The 19,789-nt window shown below is 72.2% G+C and carries 14 protein-coding genes; 12 read left to right on the top strand and 2 right to left on the bottom strand.

Going from position 1 to position 19,789, the window contains the following annotated elements; translation table 11 throughout:
• The first annotated feature begins 82 nt into the window (after positions 1-82).
• Entirely contained in the window at positions 83-3,196 is a 3,114-nt protein-coding gene (gene ileS / locus COUCH_RS32020; protein ID WP_249608922.1) for an isoleucine--tRNA ligase, read from the top strand.
• Positions 3,197-3,341: 145 nt separating this feature from the next.
• Positions 3,342-4,022 (top strand): lysophospholipid acyltransferase family protein, encoded by a 681-nt coding sequence (locus tag COUCH_RS32015; RefSeq protein ID WP_249608921.1) that lies wholly within the window; start codon positions 3,342-3,344, stop codon positions 4,020-4,022.
• On the opposite strand, the gene COUCH_RS32010 is transcribed toward COUCH_RS32015, so the two are convergent.
• Positions 4,019-5,488: a cryptochrome/photolyase family protein gene (locus COUCH_RS32010; RefSeq protein WP_249608920.1), complete on the bottom strand. Its 1,470-nt coding sequence runs from the start codon at positions 5,486-5,488 to the stop codon at positions 4,019-4,021. The genes COUCH_RS32015 and COUCH_RS32010 overlap by 4 nt on opposite strands.
• Before the next feature lie 10 nt (positions 5,489-5,498).
• Complete coding sequence (locus tag COUCH_RS32005; protein WP_249613960.1) at positions 5,499-6,911, bottom strand: hypothetical protein; 1,413 nt, start codon at positions 6,909-6,911, stop codon at positions 5,499-5,501.
• Between the two features lie 154 nt (positions 6,912-7,065).
• On the opposite strand from COUCH_RS32005, the gene COUCH_RS32000 reads away from it, so the two are divergent.
• From COUCH_RS32000 to obgE, 10 genes are all read left to right on the top strand, one after another.
• Entirely contained in the window at positions 7,066-7,857 is a 792-nt protein-coding gene (locus COUCH_RS32000) for an alpha/beta fold hydrolase (RefSeq protein WP_249608919.1), read from the top strand.
• 5 nt (positions 7,858-7,862) lie between these two features.
• Positions 7,863-10,364, top strand: coding sequence for a SpoIIE family protein phosphatase (locus tag COUCH_RS31995; protein ID WP_249608918.1), 2,502 nt, complete (start codon positions 7,863-7,865; stop codon positions 10,362-10,364).
• The gene (locus COUCH_RS31990) at positions 10,361-10,705 is read left to right on the top strand and encodes an STAS domain-containing protein (RefSeq protein ID WP_249608917.1); all 345 of its coding nucleotides are present in this window, start codon (positions 10,361-10,363) and stop codon (positions 10,703-10,705) included. The genes COUCH_RS31995 and COUCH_RS31990 overlap by 4 nt, the downstream gene beginning before the upstream one ends.
• A 19-nt stretch (positions 10,706-10,724) precedes the next feature.
• Positions 10,725-12,668 carry a TIGR03960 family B12-binding radical SAM protein gene (locus tag COUCH_RS31985; RefSeq protein ID WP_249608916.1) on the top strand — a complete coding sequence of 648 codons (1,944 nt, stop codon included), beginning with the start codon at positions 10,725-10,727 and terminating at the stop codon, positions 12,666-12,668.
• A 1-nt stretch (position 12,669) separates the two neighbouring features.
• Positions 12,670-13,443, top strand: a complete 774-nt coding sequence (locus COUCH_RS31980) for a TIGR03936 family radical SAM-associated protein (protein WP_275980011.1) — start codon at positions 12,670-12,672, stop codon at positions 13,441-13,443.
• Positions 13,444-13,575: 132 nt separating this feature from the next.
• On the top strand, positions 13,576-16,680 hold the full coding sequence (locus COUCH_RS31975; protein WP_249608915.1) for an Rne/Rng family ribonuclease: 3,105 nt from the start codon (positions 13,576-13,578) through the stop codon (positions 16,678-16,680).
• Between the two features lie 119 nt (positions 16,681-16,799).
• Complete coding sequence (locus tag COUCH_RS31970; RefSeq protein ID WP_249608914.1) at positions 16,800-17,330, top strand: hypothetical protein; 531 nt, start codon at positions 16,800-16,802, stop codon at positions 17,328-17,330.
• A 199-nt stretch (positions 17,331-17,529) separates the two neighbouring features.
• Positions 17,530-17,844 carry a 50S ribosomal protein L21 gene (gene rplU / locus COUCH_RS31965; RefSeq protein WP_249608913.1) on the top strand — a complete coding sequence of 105 codons (315 nt, stop codon included), beginning with the start codon at positions 17,530-17,532 and terminating at the stop codon, positions 17,842-17,844.
• 12 nt (positions 17,845-17,856) lie between these two features.
• On the top strand, positions 17,857-18,129 hold the full coding sequence (gene rpmA / locus COUCH_RS31960) for a 50S ribosomal protein L27 (protein ID WP_249608912.1): 273 nt from the start codon (positions 17,857-17,859) through the stop codon (positions 18,127-18,129).
• A gap of 150 nt (positions 18,130-18,279) precedes the next feature.
• On the top strand, positions 18,280-19,779 hold the full coding sequence (gene obgE / locus COUCH_RS31955) for a GTPase ObgE (protein ID WP_249608911.1): 1,500 nt from the start codon (positions 18,280-18,282) through the stop codon (positions 19,777-19,779).
• Positions 19,780-19,789 lie beyond the last annotated feature (10 nt).

Genomic DNA, 19,789 nt, shown 5'->3' with positions numbered 1-19,789 from the left:
CACGGGCCGTCAAGCGAGGTGGTACCGCGGGCCCCGGCTCGTCCTCGCAGTCCACGTGACCTGCGAGGAGAGCGAACCACCGATGGCGTATCCCCAGCACACCGACGGCGTCGTGCCCGCGAGCCCGGACCTGCCCGCGGTCGAGCGGGCCGTGCTCGAGCACTGGGCGGCCGACAAGACCTTCGAGGCCTCCGTCGACCAGCGCCCGGCCGGGCAGGACGGCAGCAACGAGTACGTCTTCTACGACGGTCCGCCGTTCGCCAACGGCCTGCCGCACTACGGCCACCTGTTCACCGGGTACGTCAAGGACGTGGTCCCGCGCTACCAGACCATGCGCGGCAAGCACGTCGAGCGCCGCTTCGGCTGGGACACCCACGGGCTGCCCGCCGAGGTCGAGGCCGAGAAGCAGCTGGGCATCAGCACCAAGGCGCAGATCCTCGAGCTGGGCGTCGACAAGTTCAACGAGGCCTGCCGGACCTCGGTGCTGACCTACACCAAGGACTGGGAGCGCTACGTCACGCGGCAGGCGCGCTGGGTGGACTTCGACAACGACTACAAGACCCTCGACCCCAGCTACATGGAGTCGGTCATGTGGGCGTTCAAGACGCTGCACGACAAGGGCCTGGTGTACGAGGGCTTCCGGGTGCTCGCGTACTGCTTCCGGTGCGAGACGCCGCTGTCGAACACCGAGACGCGCATGGACGACGTGTACCGGGACCGTACGGATCCGGCGCTGACCGTCACGTTCCGGCTCGAGAGCGGCGAGGACATCGCCGTGTGGACGACCACGCCGTGGACGCTGCCGTCGAACCTCGCGCTCGCGGTCGGCCCCGACATCGAGTACGCCGTGCTGGAGAAGGACGGCCAGAAGCTGATCCTGGGCGCCGGCCGGGTGGGTGCGTACGCCAAGGAGCTCGAGGGTTACGAGCAGGTCGGCACGGTGCTCGGACGGGAGCTGGCCGGCCGCCGGTACACGCCGATGTTCGACTTCCTGGTCGAGCAGGCCGGGGAGAACGCGTACCAGGTGCTGGCCGCCGACTACGTCAGCGACGAGGACGGCACCGGGGTAGTGCACCAGGCGCCCGCGTTCGGCGAGGACGACCAGAACGTCTGCAACACCGCCGGCATCCCGACGATCGTGACGGTGGACGAGCACACCCGGTTCACCGCGCTGGTCGGGCCGTGGCAGGGCGTCCAGGTCTTCGACGCGAACAAGCCGATCATCGCCGAGCTCAAGGGCCGTGGCCTGGTGCTGCGGCACGAGGGGTACACGCACTCGTACCCGCACTGCTGGCGCTGCGACACCCCGCTGGTCTACAAGGCCGTGTCGTCGTGGTTCGTGGCGGTCACGACGTTCCGGGACCGGATGGTCGAGCTCAACCAGGAGATCACCTGGACGCCCGCGCACATCAAGGACGGCTCGTTCGGCAAGTGGCTGGCCAACGCCCGCGACTGGTCGATCTCCCGGAACCGGTTCTGGGGCTCGCCCATCCCGGTGTGGAAGTCCGACGACCCGACCTACCCGCGGGTCGACGTGTACGGCTCGTTCGAGGAGCTGGAACGCGACTTCGGCGTGAAGGTCACCGACCTGCACCGCCCGTACGTCGACGAGCTGACCCGGCCCAACCCGGACGACCCGACCGGGAAGTCCACCATGCGCCGGGTGCCCGAGGTGCTCGACTGCTGGTTCGAGTCCGGGTCGATGCCGTTCGCGCAGGTGCACTACCCGTTCGAGAACAAGGACTGGTTCGAGCACCACTACCCGGGCGACTTCATCGTCGAGTACATCGGCCAGACCCGCGGCTGGTTCTACACCATGCACGTGCTGGCCACCGCGCTGTTCGACCGGCCGGCGTTCCGCAACTGCCTCAGCCACGGCATCCTGCTCGGCGAGGACGGGCGGAAGATGTCCAAGAGCCTGCGGAACTACCCCGACGTCTACAAGGTCTTCGACTCGTACGGCTCCGACGCGATGCGCTGGATGCTCATGTCGTCGCCGGTGCTGCGGGGCGGGGACATGCCCGTGACGGAGACGGCGATCCGGGACTCCGTACGCCAGGTCCTGCTGCCGTTGTGGAACGTCTGGTACTTCTTCAGCCTGTACGCGAACGCGTCGGGGCACACCGCCACGCTGCGGACCGACTCCACGCACCTGCTGGACCGGTACATCCTGGCGAAGACGAACGAGCTGGTCGCGGACGTCCAGGCGAAGATGGACGACTACGACATCTCCAGCGCCGCCGGGTCGGTGCGGGCGTACCTGGACGCGCTGACCAACTGGTACGTGCGCCGCTCCCGGGACCGGTTCTGGGACGGCGACGCCGACGCGTTCGACACCCTCGCCACCGTGCTCGAGGTCCTGTGCCGGGTGCTCGCCCCGCTCGCGCCGCTGACCACCGAGGAGATCTGGCGCGGGCTGACCGGCGGCCGTTCGGTGCACCTGACCGACTGGCCGCAGGCTGACGCGTTCCCCGCCGATCGCGAGCTCGTGGCCTCCATGGACGCGATCCGGGACGCGGCGTCGGCGGCGCTCTCGCTGCGCAAGGCCAAGGCGCTGCGGGTACGGCTGCCGCTGGCCAAGCTGACCGTGGCCACCCCGGACGCCGCGCGCCTCGAGGCGTTCAAGGACCTGCTGGCCGACGAGGTCAACGTCAAGGACGTGCTGTTCAGTGGCGACGTCAGCGCGTACTCCCGGCAGGTTCTGACCGTGGTGCCGCGGGCCCTCGGCCCGCGCCTGGGCAAGCAGGTCCAGCAGGTCATCAAGGCCGTCAAGGCCGGCGACTGGGAGCTGGTGGACGGCGCGCCCGTCGCGGCCGGCGTCGCCCTGCAGGAGGGCGAGTACGAGCTCAAGCTCGTCGCCGCCGACGCGGACAACTCGGCGCCGCTGCCCGCGGGCCGGGGCGTGGTCGTCCTGGACACCGAGGTCACGCCGGAGCTGGCGGCCGAGGGCCTGGCCCGCGACGTCATCCGCGTCGTGCAGCAGGCCCGCCGCGACGCCGGCCTGGACGTCTCGGACCGCATCGCGCTGACCGTGGCCGGGCCGGCGGCGGTCGAGCAGGCGGTCGAGGCGCACCGCGCCTTCGTCGCCGCCGAGACGCTGGCGACGGCGCTGACCTTCGGCGAGGTGACCGGGGGCTTCGCGGGGGAGGCCGGCGAGGGCGAGACGGTGACCGTCTCGGTGACCCGCGCCGTGTGAGACACACCTCGCCGGGCTCGGCATTTGCCGTGTTGCGCGGTAAATGCCGAGCCCGGCATCCAAGATCAACCGGTTGGCGGCCGTGACGTCGGATAATGTCTCTGCGCCCCCCACTTTCGCTGCACGCCCCCGCCGGAGGAACACGTTGCCGCTGCTCTACTCGATCGGCAAACTCACAGTCGGCAACGCGATGAAGCTCGGCTGGCGTCCGCACGTCGAAGGCCTCGACAACATCCCCGCGACCGGCGGCGCCATCCTGGCCGGCAACCACCTGTCCGTCGCCGACGAGCTGTTCCTCGGCTCCACGGTCCCGCGGCACATCGCGTTCTGGGCCAAGGCCGAATACTTCCGGGGCGGCGGCTTGCGCGCGAACGCGACGAAGTGGGTGATGGAGGGCCTCGGCGCGATCAAGGTCGAACGGGCCGGCGGCCGGGCGGCGCTCACCGCGTTCGACGGCGCGATCCCGGTGCTCAAGGCCGGCGACCTCGTCGCGATCTACCCCGAGGGCACCCGCTCCCCGGACGGGCGGCTCTACCGCGGGCGTACGGGCGTGGCGCGGCTGGCGGTGGCGGCCGGTGTGCCGATCATCCCGGTCGGCATGGTGGGCACGGACAAGGTGCAGCCCATCGGGCAGCCGTACCCGAAGCTCGGCAAGGGCAGGGTCGTCGTGAAGTTCGGCAAGCCGATCCCGGTCGCCGGGCGCCCGAACGACCGGACCGAGCTGCGCGCGCTGACCGACGAGGTCATCGCCGAGATCCAGAAGCTCACCGGCCAGGAGTACGTGCCGCGCTACGCGCCGCCGCGCACAGCGCCCGAAGGGGCTTAGGGGGCGCTGTCGCCGCGGGCCTGTTCCTGCTCGACGAGCGCCTCGACGTCCGGGAGCCGGTCCAGGCCCTGCATCGGCCGGCGCATGCGGTGGTTGGCGCGCAGCCGGCCCTCGTTGCGCTGCAGGAACGCCCAATAGCCCGCGGTGTACGGGCACGCGTTCTCACCCACGCGGACCTTCGGGTCGTACCGGCAGCCGCCGCAGTAGTCGCTCATCCGGTTGATGTAGGCGCCGCCGGCCGCGTACGGCTTCGTGCTCATCCGGCCGGCGTCCGCGAACTGGCTCATGCCGACCACGTTCGCGGTCATGACCCACTCGTACCCGTCGACGAACGCCCGATGGAACCAGTCGGACAGGGCGCCCGGCTTCCAGCCCCGCTGCAACGCGTAGTTGCCCAGCACCATCAGGCGCGGGATGTGGTGCACCCAGCCGCGGTCGCGTACGCCGGCGAGCACGTCGGACAGGCAGCGCGCCTCGACGGCGTCCGCGTCCAGCTCGGCGAACCACCGCGGGATGCCGTCGTCGGCGTGCAGCTCGTTCGAGGCCCGGTAGGTGGGCTCGAAGTACCAGTACAGGTGCCAGATGAAGTCGCGCCAGCCGATGATCTGCCGGACGAAGCCCTCGACGCTGCTCAGCGGCGCGGCACCCGACCGGTACGCGGCCTCCGCCTTCTCGACGATCTCCAGCGGGTCCAGCAGGCCGAGGTTCAGCGGGGCGCTGAGCATGCTGTGCGCCATCCACGGGTCGCCGGCCAGCATCGCGTCCTCGTACGGCCCGAACGCGCCCAGCCGATGGGTGACGAAGTGGCGTAGCCGGGCCAGCGCCTCCCGCCGGGTCACCGGGAACAGCCGGGGCCCGTCGCGGCCGATGAACTCGACGCCGTCGTCGCGCTCCCACCGGTCGAGATCCGCGCGTACCCCGGCGTCGATGTCGTCCTCGCGGATCCGTGGCGGCGGCGGGACGCCGAGCTTCTGCGCTCCCCGGGGCGGCGGCTCCCGGTTGTCCGCGTCCAGGTTCCACGTGCCGCCCGCGGGCTCGTCGCCGTCCATCAGCACCGCGTGCCGGCGCCGGGCGTCGCGGTAGAACTCCTCCATCCGCAGGTGCTTGCGGCCCTGCGCCCACGCCACGAAGTCGCCGGGCGCCGTGACGAAACCGCGCGGCGGCAGCAGCTCGACGTCCAGCCGCTGCACCAGCTCGCGGGCGGCCCGGGAGGTCGGATGGCAGACGCTGAGCTCGGCGGGGTGCGCGCGGACGATCTCGCCGTACGTGTCGGCGCGGGCGTACTGCGCCTGGTCGCCCAGCTCGGCTGCGCGGTGCCGGAGCGCGGAGAGGATCAGGTGTGCCTTCTGCCGGTGGAAGCGGCGCCGGCGGAACACCGCCTTCGACTCGATCAGAAGCACCGGCTGCCGCGGGTGGTCGAGGAAGTGCGGGCCGAGCTGGTCGGCGAAGAGCCAGCGCCTCGTCATGCCGACGTTTCTACCCCTGGCTGAGCTGCGCATTCCTCCCGATCCGCGGATGCAGCACGGCTTCGCGGAACACCCCGGTGAGCCGGGCGCTCTCCGCCGCCGACCGGCGGGTCAGCAGGACGGTGGCGAGGCTGCCGTGATCGGCCCACGCGCAGACCACGACGGTGTCACCGCTGCTGCGCCCGACGCCGCAGCGCTCGTGCGCGCCCGTCTCGCCCAGGTCGTACGCCTCGACGTCCTTGATCTGGTACTCGTCGGTGAGGTGGCTGAGCTCCGCCTCGACATCGGCCTCGGGGGTGAGGCGCAGGCCGGTGCTGCCGAAGATCGTGACGCGTTTGCCGTTGCCGTCGGCGTACATGCCGGCGAACGCGTCACCCGAGACCAGGCTCAGGCCGCCCACCTGGTCGGCGAGGCGTTCCACGGCCCGCTTGCTCGCGCCGTCGTCGCGCAGGTCGAAGTCGGCGACCGAGGAGGGCAGCACCGCCGAGACCGGATACTGCTGCGCTGCCGGCCAGAGGAAGTACCCGGGTACGCCGCAGCAGCACAGGGCGCTGAGCAGGGTGAACACGAAAAGGCGGCGGCCCCAGCGGCGCTTGCGGCGCGGCGGCGGTGGCAGCGGCCGGTGAGGTCCGCCCGGGTGCGGTGGGCGGTGCGGACCGCCGGCCTGCGGCGGACGCCAGGCGGGCGGCGGCGGTGGGGCCTGCTTGTGCCGCTTCCGGCCCTTCACCGGCGAGGGCGGGAGCGGGCGGGCGCGTTCGGCGTAGACGGCCGGGAGAGTGGCGCCGGGCGGTGACCACGCCGCCGGCGGTGCGGGGCTGGGCCGGGTCTTCTCCGTGCCGGGTTCCGTACGGCGCTTGCGCAGCCAGCCGCGGCGGCGTTCCGGGGGCAGGGCCGGTGCGGCGGGCGCCGGGCCCGGGGACACGGCCGGAGGGGGTGTGGGGGCCGGAGCCGCCGGGGTTTCGACCCTGGTCGGCGGGAGCGGGCTCTCCACGCGGGTCGGCGGCATCTCCGCGCGCGGGGCGTCGATGCGGGTGGGCGGCAGCGCCTCCGGGAACGGCTCCATGACGTCGAGCGGGGTGTCGTGGTCGGCCCACGGGTCGACCGGCGGGGTCGCCGACCAGTCCTCGCTGTCCGCCCACGGGTCCACCGCCGGCACGTCCTCCTGCGGCCGGCGGCGGCCCCAGCGCGGCTTCTTCGGCGTGGGCGGCGGGACGGGTGCGGATCCGCTCCAGCGTTCCGGGACGTCCCCGGCGGCCGCGGTGGGCGGCTCGGCGGCGGTGGGTGGCTCCGCGGCGGTGGGTGGCTCGGGCGCCGGGCCGGCCGGGTCGATGCGGGTCGGGTCCGGGGTGCCGCCCGGGGCCGCGGCGTCCGGGTGGTGGTCGGATTCGCCCGCCGCCGGATCACCCGGCTGCTGGTCGGTCATCCGTCGATCTCCTCCCGCTCTGCTCAAGGCCCCGTAGCGCCAGGTTAGAAGCGCCCCGCCACCTCGCCGGGCCGGAGATCCTTGCGGGAACGGACACGGGGGGTGATGTGGCCGACGGTACGGAGTCGTATGGTGACCCCGTGGTGGCCGGTACATGAGCACGATTCAGCGACACGCCGTCAACATCAGCGGGAAGCCGGACGGACAGCCGATGCTGTTCGCCCACGGCTACGGCTGCGACCAGAACATGTGGCGGTTCGTGGCCCCGGAGTTCACCGGCACCCACCGGGTCGTGCTGTTCGACCACGTCGGCGCCGGGCGGTCGGATCTGCGGGCGTACGACGACGAGCGCTACGCGACGCTCGACGGGTACGCGTCCGACGTGCTGGAGATCATCCACGACCTCGACCTGCACGACGTCATCTTCGTCGGGCACTCGGTCAGCGCCATGATCGGGGTGCTCGCCGCCGCACGGGAACCCGGCCGCTTCGCCAAGCTCGTCCTCGTCGGCCCGTCGCCCCGGTACATCGACACGGCGGACTACGTCGGCGGGTTCCGTACGAGCGACATCGAGTCGATGCTCGAGTCCCTGGACAGCAACTATCTGGGCTGGTCCAGCGCGATGGCGCCGGTCATCATGGGCAACTCCGACCGGCCGGAGCTCGGCCGGGAGCTGACCAACAGCTTCTGTGCCACCGACCCCGAGATCGCCAAGAAGTTCGCGCGCGTGACGTTTCTGTCCGACAACCGCGAGGACCTCGCGAAAGTGCGTACGCCCGCCTTGATCCTGCAGTGCACCGACGACGTCATCGCGCCCGCCGCGGTCGGCGACTACGTGCACGCGCACCTGAAGGGGAGCACACTGGTGGCCATGAATGCGACCGGGCACTGCCCGAACCTCAGCGCCCCGGCCGAGACCGTGGCCGCCATCAAGGCGTACGTCTGAGATTCATGACCGAGAACGGCGGTGGTGGGCCGGACGTGACGCAGGACCTGCGTGTGCCCTGGGAGGAGGAGCCCGGGGACCTCTACGAGAACGCGCCGTGCGGCTATCTGACGACCCTGCCGGACGGGACGATCGTCCGGGTCAACAGAACGTTCCTGGACTGGTCCGGCTACGACCGCGCCGAGCTGGTCGGCCGGCGGCGGTTCCGTGACCTGCTCGGCGCCGGCGACCGGATCTACTACGAGACGCACTACGCGCCGCTGCTCGCCATGCAGGACGGCGTCCACGAGCTGGCGATGGAGCTGATCTGTGCGGACGGCACCCAGCTGCCCATCCTGGTCAACTCGGCGCTCGGCCGCGACCCCGCCGGCCTGCCACGGGTGGTGCGGACCATGATCTTCAAAGCCACGGACCGCCGGGAGTACGAGCGGGAGCTGCTCACCGCCCGGCGGGCGGCCGAGGCGTCCGAGAAACGCGTACGCGCGCTGCAGCAGGTCGTCGCCGACCTGGCCGCCGCACCCACCGCGGCCGAGGTCGCCGAGGCGGTGATCGGGGCGCCCGCCGCGGCCTTCGGCGCCGCCGGCAGCAGCGTGTGGCTCGTCGACGAGGACCGCGACCTGCTCGTCGCGCTGGCCGGCGCCGGCTCCGACGCGCTCGTGTACCCGGACGTACCGCTCTCCTCGTCCCGCCCGGTCGCCGAGGTGGCCCGCCGCGGCGACCTGCACGTCTTCGGCTCGATCGCCGAGGCGGAGGAGCACTTCCCGGCGCTCGCCGCGGCCATGCGCACGGGCGGCTACCGCACCGCGGTGATGCTGCCGCTGACGACCGGCTTCACCGGCGAGGCCATCGGCACCGAGGTGCTCGGGGTGCTCTGCTTCGGCTTCGCCGAGGAGCGCGAGCTCAGCGACAGCGAGCTGCGCGTCGTCCGGCTCCTGGGCCATCAGGCCGGGCAGGCGCTGGACCGGGCCCGCCTGTACGACGCCGCCCGCCGCCGCGAGGCGCGCGCCACGTTCCTCGCCGAGACCACCCGCTCCCTCGAGGAGCTGCAGCGGCTCATGCCCCGGGCCCGGCGGCTGGCCGAGCGGCTGGTTCCCGAGATCGCCGAGTGGGCCGCCGTACGCCTGCAGATCGGCCCGGCCGGCCTGGTCGCCGACGCCGGCGGTCCCGAGCCCGACCCCGACCGGCTCGCGGAGCGGACCGCCCTCGTCGTGGCCAACGGCAAGGCCGAGTTCGCCGAGCCCGCCGCTGCCCTCGACTGCGCCGTGCTGCCGCTGAGCGTGGGCGGAAAGGTGCTGGGCACCCTCGCGCTGCGGGCGGCCGCGGGCCGGCGTACGGCCGAGGAGACCGCCTTCCTCACCGACCTGGCCGACCGGGCCGCGCTCGCGCTGGAGAACGCCCGGCTCTACGAGCAGGAACGGGCCATCGCCCGGACGCTGCAGCGCAGCCTGCTCACCGGCGACCTGCCCAGCGACCCGCGTTTCGCCGTGGAGACCCACTACCAGGCGGCCGCCCACGACCTCGAGGTCGGCGGCGACTGGTTCGACGCGTTCCTGATCACCCCGGACAAGCTGGCCGTGGTGGTCGGCGACGTGGTCGGGCGGGGCATCGACGCGGCCACCACCATGGGCCAGCTGCGCAGCGCGATCCGCGCCCTCGCCTCGGCCGAGGCCGGCCCGGCCCGGCTGCTGGAACGCCTGGACCGGTTCGTCGAACGGGTCGAGTCGGCGCGCATGGCCACGGTCGCGTACGCCGAGGTCGACCTGACCACCCGCGAGATGACGTACGCCTGCGCGGGGCACCTGCCGCCGCTGCTCGCCGAGCCGGGCGGCTCCCCGCGCTACCTGCTCGACGGCCGCTCCGGCGCGCTCGGCTCGCACGCGGGGCGCCGGACGCGCGTCGAGCACCGTACGCCGCTGGCGGCCGGCACCCGGCTGCTGCTCTACACCGACGGGCTGATCGAGCGCCGGAACCGCCGCATCGACGCCGGCTTCGAGATGCTGGCCCGGGCGTACGCCGGCCGGCGCGACGCCCCGCTGCCCGGCCTCACCGCGGGCCTGGCGCAGAGCCTGGTCGGCCGCGAGCACGGCGACGACGTCTGCCTGCTCTGCCTGGCGATCGGCACCGAGGACCGGCTGGAGCGCTCCATCGGCGCCGATCCGGTGCAGATAGCGCTGCTCCGCAAGGACCTGCGCGGCTGGCTGCTGTCGCACGGCCTCGACGAGGACTGCACCCAGGCGGTGCTGCTGGCCGGCTCGGAGGCGGTCGCGAACGCCATCGAGCACGGGTACCGTAACGACCCGTTCGGCATCGTCGACGTCACCGCCACGATCTCCGAGGAGGCCGTCGAGATCCGGGTGACCGATCGCGGCGACTGGCAGGCGGCGGGCGCCGACCTGTCCCGCGGGCGCGGCCTGCAACTGATCCACCAGGTGATGGACGACGTGAAGTTCGACCGTACGGACGGGACGACGGTGACCATGCGGCGTTCCCGCGGAGAGGTGCGATGACCGACCAGTGGGTGACCTTCGCGAAGGCCGGCGCGGCCGCGGTGGTCCGCCTCGCCGGTGAGATCGACCTGGCGAACGCCCCGGCGATCGGCCGCGAGATCGTGCGGTACACCGGCCGGGCGGGCGCGGTGCTCATCGACCTGACCGCCGTCTCGTTCCTGGACAGCGCGGGCGTGCGGCTGCTCGACTCCCTCGTGGGTGACCTGGACCGCAACGGCACCCCGATCCGGCTGGTGGTGGGGGAGTCCGGGCCCGCCCGGATGACGCTGCAGCTGTGCGCGTTCCGCGACGATCTTCTGGCCACGGACCTGCGGCAGGCCGCGGAAGAGGTGAACCGGTAGCCGCGTACCCTGGAGTCCCATGAGCGTCGCTTCCGTCTTTCCTCAGCTCGAGCAGCTGCTGCCCAGGGTCAGCAAGCCGATCCAGTACGTGGGCGGCGAGCTCGGCGCCGTCGTCAAGGACTGGGACGCGACCATCGTGCGCTGGGCGCTGATGTACCCGGACGCGTACGAGGTGGGCCTGCCCAACCAGGGCGTGCAGATCCTGTACGAGGTGCTCAACGAGCAGCCCGACGTGCTGGCCGAGCGGACGTACGCGGTCTGGCCGGACCTCGAGGCGCTGATGAAGGAGCGCGGCGTCCCGCAGTTCACGGTCGACGCGCACCGCCCGGTGAAGGCATTCGACGTGCTCGGCATCTCGTTCGCCACGGAGCTCGGCTACACCAACATGCTCTCCGCCCTGGACCTGGCCGGCATTCCGCTGGACGCGGCCGACCGGGGCGACGACGACCCGATCGTGCTCGCCGGCGGGCACGCCTCCTTCAACCCGGAGCCGATCGCCGACTTCATCGACGCCGCCGTGCTCGGTGACGGCGAGGAGGCGGTCCTCGAGATCACCGGCATCATCCGGGAGTGGAAGGCCCAGGGCTGCCCGGGCGGCCGCGAGGAGCTGCTGCTGCGTCTGGCGCGTACGGAGAGCATCTACGTGCCGCGCTTCTACGACGTCGACTACCTGCCGGACGGCCGGATCCAGCGCGTCGTGCCGAACCGCCCCGACGTGCCGTTCCGGGTGGCCAAGCGCACGACCATGGACCTCGACGCCTGGCCGTACCCGAAGAAGCCGCTGGTCCCGCTGGCCGAGACGGTCCACGAGCGGTACGCCGTGGAGATCTTCCGCGGCTGCACCCGGGGCTGCCGGTTCTGTCAGGCCGGCATGATCACCCGCCCGGTGCGGGAGCGGTCGATCACCACGGTGGGGCAGATGGTCAAGGAGGGCCTGGAGTTCTCCGGCTTCTCCGAGGTCGGCCTGCTCTCGCTGTCCAGCGCCGACCACTCCGAGATCGGCGACATGTGCTCGGGCCTGGCCCAGCAGTACGCCGACACCAACGTCTCGCTGTCGCTGCCGTCCACCCGGGTCGACGCGTTCAACATCGACCTGGCGCAGGAGTTGTCCCGCAACGGGCGGCGCACCGGCCTCACGTTCGCGCCCGAGGGTGGCTCCGAGCGGATCCGCAAGGTCATCAACAAGATGGTGACCAAGGAGGACCTGATCCGGACGGTCGTCACCGCGTACTCGAACGGGTGGCGGCAGGTGAAGCTGTACTTCATGTGCGGCCTGCCCACCGAGACCGACGAGGACGTGCTCGAGATCGCGCAGATGGCGCACGAGGTGATCCGGGCCGGCCGGGCCGCCGCGGGCACCAAGGACATCCGCTGCACGGTCTCGATCGGTGGGTTCGTCCCCAAGCCGCACACCCCGTTCCAGTGGGCGGCCATGGAGCGGCCCGAGGTCATCGACCACCGGCTCAAGCTGCTCAAGCAGGAGATCAACAGCGACCGGTCGCTGGGCCGGGCGATCGGCTACCGCTACCACGACGGCGAGCCGTCGCTGATCGAGGGCCTGCTCTCCCGCGGCGACCGCCGGGTCGGCAAGGTCATCCGGCGCGTCTGGGACAAGGGCGGGCGTTTCGACGGCTGGTCCGAGCACTTCTCGTACGCCCGCTGGGTCGAGGCGTGCGCCGAGGTCCTGCCGGACTTCGGTGTCGACCTGGACTGGTACACGACCCGGGAGCGTGACCAGCTCGAGGTGCTGCCCTGGGACCACCTGGACTCCGGCCTGGACAAGGACTGGCTCTGGCAGGACTGGCAGGACTCCCTCGGCGAGTACGAGCAGGACGACTGCCGCTGGACGCCGTGCTTCGACTGCGGCGTGTGCCCGTCCATGGACACGGAGATCCAGATCGGCCCGACCGGCAAGAAGCTCCTGCCCCTGACCCCCGTCAAGAGTCTGGGAGTGCCTGCCTGACATGGCCAAGAACCAGCCCGTCGGCGGTCAGGCGCCGGTCGTCCAGCGGATCCGCCTGCGCTACGCGAAGCGCGGCCCGCTGCGTTTCACCTCGCACCGCGACTTCGCGCGAGCCTTCGAGCGGGCCCTGCGGCGTGCCGCGGTCCCGATCGCGTTCTCCCAGGGCTTCACCCCACACCCCAAGATCTCGTACGCGAGTGCCGCGCCGACCGGCGTCGGGAGCGAGGCGGAGTACCTGGAGATCGGGCTGCAGGCCGAGGTGGACCCGGAGCAGTTGCGTACGGCGCTCGACGCGGCGCTCTCGCCGGGCCTGGACGTCCTCGACGCCGTGGTGGCGCGCGAGGGCAGCCTGGCCGACCGGATCGACGCGTCCCGGTGGCTGATCGAGTTGCCCGAGGTGGAGCCGGCGGTGGCGGCCACGGCCGTCGAGGCGTTCCTCGCGGCCGAAGAAGTGCTGGTCGAGCGCATGACGAAGCAGGGGCGCCGCTCGTTCGACGCCCGAAATGCAGTTGCGTTCTTCGCTGTGACCGAGCAGTCTGGCGCACCTTCCGGGGCCGGGGCGGCACGGTGTGCGATAATCGACCTTGTCGTGCGGCAGGTCACGCCCGCCGTACGGCCCGATGACGTCTTGTCCGGCCTGCATGTGGTGGCCGGCCTGGAGCCGCCGGTGCCCCCACGGGTGACCCGGCTGGCCCAGGGCTCGCTCACCCCGCAGGGGGAGATCGTCGATCCGTTGGACGCGGATCGCGAGGACGCACCCATCGGAGGGCGTTGACCGGTTCGGCCGGCGCCCGCGTTGGCAGACTTCGGAAGCCCGTCCGACGACGGTCGGGACCGAAAAACTTGCGGCGACCCTGCGTGGCAGCGCTCACCCGCGCCCGGGGCCGCCAGAACTGGAGAGCGCCCCATGCTCGATAACGAGCCACAGGGTGGTGAACGGGACGAGGCGGGTACGCCTCCCACCGTTGAAGCCACCGAGACCGCTGCCCCTGCGCGCCGCACCCGCGCCCCGCGCCGCAAGGCCACGCCGCCGGCTGTGCCGGTGGACGCGCCCGGCGCGGAGCCCGGCGCCGCCGACGAGGCGGCGAACGCCAGCGACGCCGCGGCCGCGGCGGAGCCCGCTGCCGCACCCCCGGTGAAGGCCACCCGGAGCCGGGCGCGCAAGAAGGCCGTTCCGGCTGCTGCCGAGGCGCTGGCGGAGGACCCCGCCGCCGTCGCGGAGAGCCTGCTCAGCGACGCCGAGCCGGTCGCACCCGTGAAGGCCACCCGGAGCCGGGCGCGCAAGAAGGCCGTGCCGGCCGCCGCGCCCGCCGAGCCGCCGGCCGCTTCCGCGGACGAGACGCCGGCCGTGTCCACGCCGGCCGTGTCCACGCCGGTTCCGGTTCCCGCCGTCGAGGAGCCGGTCGCCGAGGACGAGGACGAGAACGGGCAGGACGTTGCTGCCGGCGTACCCGTCATCGGGGTGTTGCCGCTCGACGACGACTTCGTCGAGGAGGAGCCGAAGCCGCGCCGCGGCCGGAAGGCCGCCCTGCCGCCCGCCGTGCTGTTCATGCCGCCGGACCCGGAGGCCGAGCCCGCGCCGACGACCCGCCGCAGCCGGCGCGGAGCCGCCGCTGCCGCCGCCGAGCCGGTCGCCGAGACCACCGAGGCCGTCGCCGAGCCCGTGGCGCCCGCCGCCGCGGAGGAGCCCGCCGAGGGCGCCCGCAAGAGCCGGCGCCGCCGCCGGGGTGGCGCCGCGGCCGAGGCCGAGGAGAGCACCGCGGTCGAGGCCGTCGAGGCTCCCCTGCTCGAGGAGACCGACGAGAGCGCCGACGACGTCGAGGACGGCGCCGACGAGGACGACGACGACGAGGACAGCGCCGGCCGCCGGCGGCGACGCCGGGGACGCCGGGGCCGTGGCCGCGGCAAGGGCCCGTCCGACGAGGCCGACGAGGGTGACGGCGCTGCCGAGCAGCCCGAGGACGCCGCCGAGGCCGAGGCCGAGGGCGACGAGGACGACGCCGACGAGGGCGACGGCGTCACCCGCCGCCGCCGGCGCCGGCGCCGCAAGGGTTCGGGCGACGCCGAGTCCGGCGGGGTCGAGGACGGCGTGCACACGGTCGTGCGGGTGCGCGAGCCGCGCCGCAGCGACGAGGTGCAGGGCGTTTCCGGCTCCACCCGGCTGGAGGCCAAGCGGCAGCGCCGCCGGGACGGCCGCGAGCAGCGCCGGACCCGCCCGCCGATCCTGAGCGAGTCGGAGTTCCTGGCCCGCCGCGAGGCCGTCGACCGGGTCATGGTCGTCCGGCAGAAGCCCGACCGTACGCAGATCGCCGTGCTCGAGGACGGGATCCTGGTCGAGCACTACGTCTCCCGGTCGACCTCCGGCACCATGGTCGGCAACGTGTACCTCGGCAAGGTGCAGAACGTGCTGCCGAGCATGGAGGCCGCGTTCGTCGACGTCGGCCGGGGGCGCAACGCCGTCCTCTACGCCGGCGAGGTCAACTGGGACGCCACCGGGCTCGAGGGGCGCGCGCGCTCGATCGAGCAGGCGCTGCGCTCCGGCGACTCGGTGCTGGTCCAGGTCACCAAGGACCCGATCGGGCACAAGGGTGCCCGGCTGAGCAGCCACATCGCGCTCTCCGGCCGGCACCTGGTGTACGTACCGAACGGGAACGCCTCCGGCATCAGCCGCAAGCTGCCCGACAACGAGCGCAAGCGGCTGCGCGACGTGCTGAAGAAGCTGGTACCGGACGGCGCCGGCGTGATCGTGCGCACGGCGGCCGAGGGCGCCAGCGAGGACGAGCTGGCCCGCGACGTCAAGCGGTTGCAGGCGCAGTGGGAGGAGATCCAGGCGAAGGCGGCCGAGGGTGCCGCGCCGCGTCCGCTCTCCGAGGAGCCCGACCTGGTCATCCGCGTCGTCCGCGACCTCTTCAACGAGGACTTCCGCGAGCTGATCGTGCAGGGCGACCAGGCGTACGGCGAGCTGGAGAACTACCTGAACTCGGTCTCGCCCGACCTGGTCGAGCGGATGCACCGCTACACCGGCGGGGGCGACGTGTTCGCGGACAAGCGCATCGACGAGCAGATCCTCAAGGGCCTGGACCGCAAGGTGTTCCTGCCCTCGGGCGGCCACCTGGTCTTCGACCGTACCGAGGCGATGACCGTCGTCGACGTGAACACCGGCAAGTACACGGGCGCCGGCGGCAACCTCGAGGAGACGGTCACCCGCAACAACCTCGAGGCGGCCGAGGAGATCGTCCGGCAGCTGCGGCTGCGCGACATCGGCGGCATCGTGGTGATCGACTTCATCGACATGGTGCTGGAGAGCAACCGCGAGCTGGTGCTGCGGCGGCTCACCGAGTGCCTGGGCCGGGACCGGACGAAGCACCAGGTCACCGAGATCACCTCGCTGGGGCTCGTGCAGATGACCCGCAAGCGGATCGGCGCCGGGCTGCTCGAGGCGTTCAGCGAGACCTGCGACCACTGCAAGGGCCGTGGCGTGATCATCCACACCGAGCCGGTGCCGGAGAAGCGCTCGGCCGGTACGGGTGCGGGCAACCAGGTGAAGGCGGTGGCGGCGGCCGCGCGTACGGAGGCCCCGCCCCAGCCGGCCAAGTCGCGGCGCCGTCGCGGCGGTGGCGGCGAGCAGGCCCCGGCCGAGACCGAGGTCGTGGCGGCCGAGGAGCCGATCGCGGAGCAGCCGGTGACCGTGCAGGCGGTGGCCGACGACCCGGCGGCCGAAACGGCGGGGCTGCCCCCGGCCGGCTCGGGGATCGTCGCGGCCGGCTCGGGCGTGATCAGCCCCGCGCCGAAGCTCTCCCCGGACGACGATGACGACGACTACGACATCAGCGGTTACGACCTGTCGCGGTACGAGGCCGACGGCACGGAGCCGCTGCAGCTGACGGGTGCGGACGACCCGGACGCGGCCGACGAGGACGAGGACGAGGACGACGACGGGTCCGTCGGCGCGGGCGCCGGCGGACGGCGTCGCTCCCGGCGCGGTGGCGCACGGCGGCGTACGCGACCCTGAGAAGTGTGGCGTTCCGGGCGGTCCTGGCAGAAAGTGCTGCTGGGGCCGCCCGCTCCATGTCCGATGATCTATGTCGGCTAGTCTCGTGATCCCCCCGCTCATCCCCCTGTAGGAGCATCATGCGACGCCTTCTGTGCGCGGCGGTCCTGAGCAGCGCTCTCCTGCTCACCGCCTGCTCGACCGACAAGTCCGCCGAGCCCTCGGCCGCGGGTACGCCCGTGGCGGGTGCGGGCAGCTCCTCGGCCGGGGCGCCCGCCTCCGGCGGCTCACCGGCACCCCGCTCGTCGGCGGCCGGCAAGGGCGACGCCGCGCTCAAGGGCAACACGAAGGCGATCTGCGACCAGGCCGCGAAGACCGGCGGTGACGCCGCGAAGAACTTCGCCCAGGACCTCAAGCTGCTGATCGACGCCGAGTCGGCGCAGGACAAGGCCGCGGTCGCCGCCGCCAAGGCGAAGACGACCCGGGACGTGCAGAACTACTCCTTCGCCCTGGGCGACATGGCGAAGCTGGCCTCGGACCCGCAGCTGAAGAAGGCCCTGGGCGTGATGAGCAAGCAGGTGTCGGCGCTCAAGGGCGACGTGCGCAAGCTCGACGCCGAGAAGCTGGACGGCCTGCAGGAGACGCTGTCGAAGGCCTGCGGGACCGACTGACGCTCCCCGGTTTGGGCAGCGGCAGTCTCATGAAGTACTCTTTCTGACGGCGCATTTTCATGGCGCCATGTTCCCGTGCGTGACGCAGTGATCTGCCATGAGCGAGCTTCTGCCATGACAGAGACCTGCGGGGCCGGGACCGAGTTTCATCCGCCAAGCAGCGATCCTCGCTGCGTAAGTCTCAGGGAGTCCGCGTCCCATGTACGCGATCGTCAAGACCGGCGGCAAGCAGTACAAGGTTGCCGAGGGCGACGTGATCGAGGTCGAGAAGCTCGCGGGTGTGCCCGGCGACTCGCTGACGCTCGCCGCGGTCCTCCTCGTCGACGGTGACAACCTGGTGACCGATGCGGCCAAGCTTGCCAACGTGACGGTGTCCGGCGAGATCGCCGAGCACACCAAGGGTCCGAAGATCCGGATCCACAAGTTCAAGAACAAGACCGGCTACCACAAGCGCCAGGGTCACCGTCAGCCGCTGACCCTCGTCAAGGTGACCGGCATCTCCAGCGGGAAGTAGGGACGAACCGCCATGGCTCACAAAAAGGGTGCATCCAGCTCTCGGAACGGCCGTGACTCCGCCGCCCAGCGGCTCGGTGTCAAGCGGTTCGGCGGCCAGCTGGTGAACGCGGGCGAGATCATCGTCCGGCAGCGCGGCACGAAGTTCCACCCGGGCGACCTGGTCGGCCGCGGTGGCGACGACACGCTGTTCGCGCTCGCCGCGGGCAACGTGCTCTTCGGTCACAAGCGTGGCCGCAAGACCATCAGCATCGTGCCGGTCGCGGCTTCGGCCTCGGCAGAGTAAGACCCGGCCGCCGTGGCGGCCGACAGCATCGCAGCGGGTCGTGGACCTTACGGGGTCCGCGGCCCGCTGGCGTTTCCCCATCGGGAAGCCGCACGGCCGTGCTGGTGTTCTGGCAGGGGAAGACACAGCGTTTGAGGTGGGAGTTACCAAGTGGCTACGTTCGTCGACCGGGTCGTGCTGCACCTGCAGGCAGGTGACGGCGGCCACGGCTGTGTCTCCGTACGCCGGGAGAAATTCAAGCCCCTCGGCGGGCCCGACGGCGGCGACGGCGGCCACGGCGGCAGCATCACCCTCGCCGTCGACCCGCAGCAGCACACCCTGCTCGACTTCCACTTCCGCCCGCACGTCAAGGCGCAGAACGGCACCGGGGGCATGGGCGCCAACCGGGACGGCGCGAACGGCGCGAACCTGGTCCTGAAGGTGCCCAACGGCACGGTCGTGCAGACCCCCGAGGGCGAGGTCCTCGCCGACCTCGTCGGGGAGGGCACCACCTTCGAGGTGGCCCGTGGCGGCCGGGGCGGGCGCGGCAACGCGTCGCTGGCCAACACCCGGCGCAAGGTGCCCGGCTTCGCCGAACTCGGCGAGCCCGGCGACCGGTTCGACGTGGTCCTGGAGCTCAAGAGTGTCGCCGAGGTGGGGCTGGTGGGGTTCCCGTCGGCCGGCAAGTCGTCGCTGATCTCGGTCATCTCCGCGGCGAAGCCGAAGATCGCCGACTACCCGTTCACCACGCTGGTGCCGAACCTCGGCGTCGTGCAGGCCGGCGAGGAGACCTTCACGGTCGCCGACGTGCCCGGCCTGATCCCGGGCGCGGCCACCGGCAAGGGGCTGGGCCTGGAGTTCCTGCGGCACATCGAGCGCACCTCGGTGCTGGTCCACGTTCTCGACGCGGCGGCGCCCGAGATCGAACGCGACCCGATCGCCGACCTGGAGGCCATCGAGGCGGAGCTGGCCGCGTACGGGGGGCTGGAGGAGCGGCCGCGCATGGTGGTGCTCAACAAGATCGACATCCCGGACGGGCGGGACCTGGCCGAGATGGTCCGCCCCGACCTGGAGGCCCGCGGCTACCGCGTCTTCGAGGTCAGCGCGGTCACCCGGGAAGGGCTCAAGGAGTTCACGTACGCGCTGGCCGAGGCCGTCGCCGCGCACCGCCTGGCCACCCCGGTCATCGAGCCCACGCGTACGGTGGTCCGCCCCCGCGCGGTGGACGAGAAGGGCTTCACGATCGAGCAGGACGCCGACGGCGTGTACGTCGTCCGTGGCGTCCAGGTCGAGCGCTGGATCCGCCAGACGAACTTCGACAACGACGAGGCCGTCGGCTACCTGTCCGACCGGCTCGAGCGCGTCGGGGTCGAGGCGGCGCTGGCGAAGAAGGGCGCGAAGGCCGGCGACCCGGTGCGCATCGCCGAGCAGGAGTTCGACTGGCAGCCCAACGCGGGCGAGTTCGTCTCCGGCCCGCGCGGCACGGACGCCCGCCTCGAGGACGTCACGGGCCGCGCCTCGGCCGCGGAGCGCCTGGCCGCCCGCAAGGCGCGCCGCATCCGCTCGGACGACGAGCTGCTGCACATGTCGGAGGACGGCACGGTGTCGACGGTCTCGATGTCGGCCAAGCCCGTCCTCGTCACGGACGACGACGACCTGGACGACGAGTGATCGGCTCCCG

Origin of the sequence: Couchioplanes caeruleus (assembly GCF_023499255.1) — a bacterium.
Lineage (GTDB): Bacteria > Actinomycetota > Actinomycetes > Mycobacteriales > Micromonosporaceae > Actinoplanes > Actinoplanes caeruleus_A.
The sequence above is the reverse complement of the archived record's forward strand: the minus strand, read 5'-3'. Positions and strand labels throughout refer to the sequence as shown.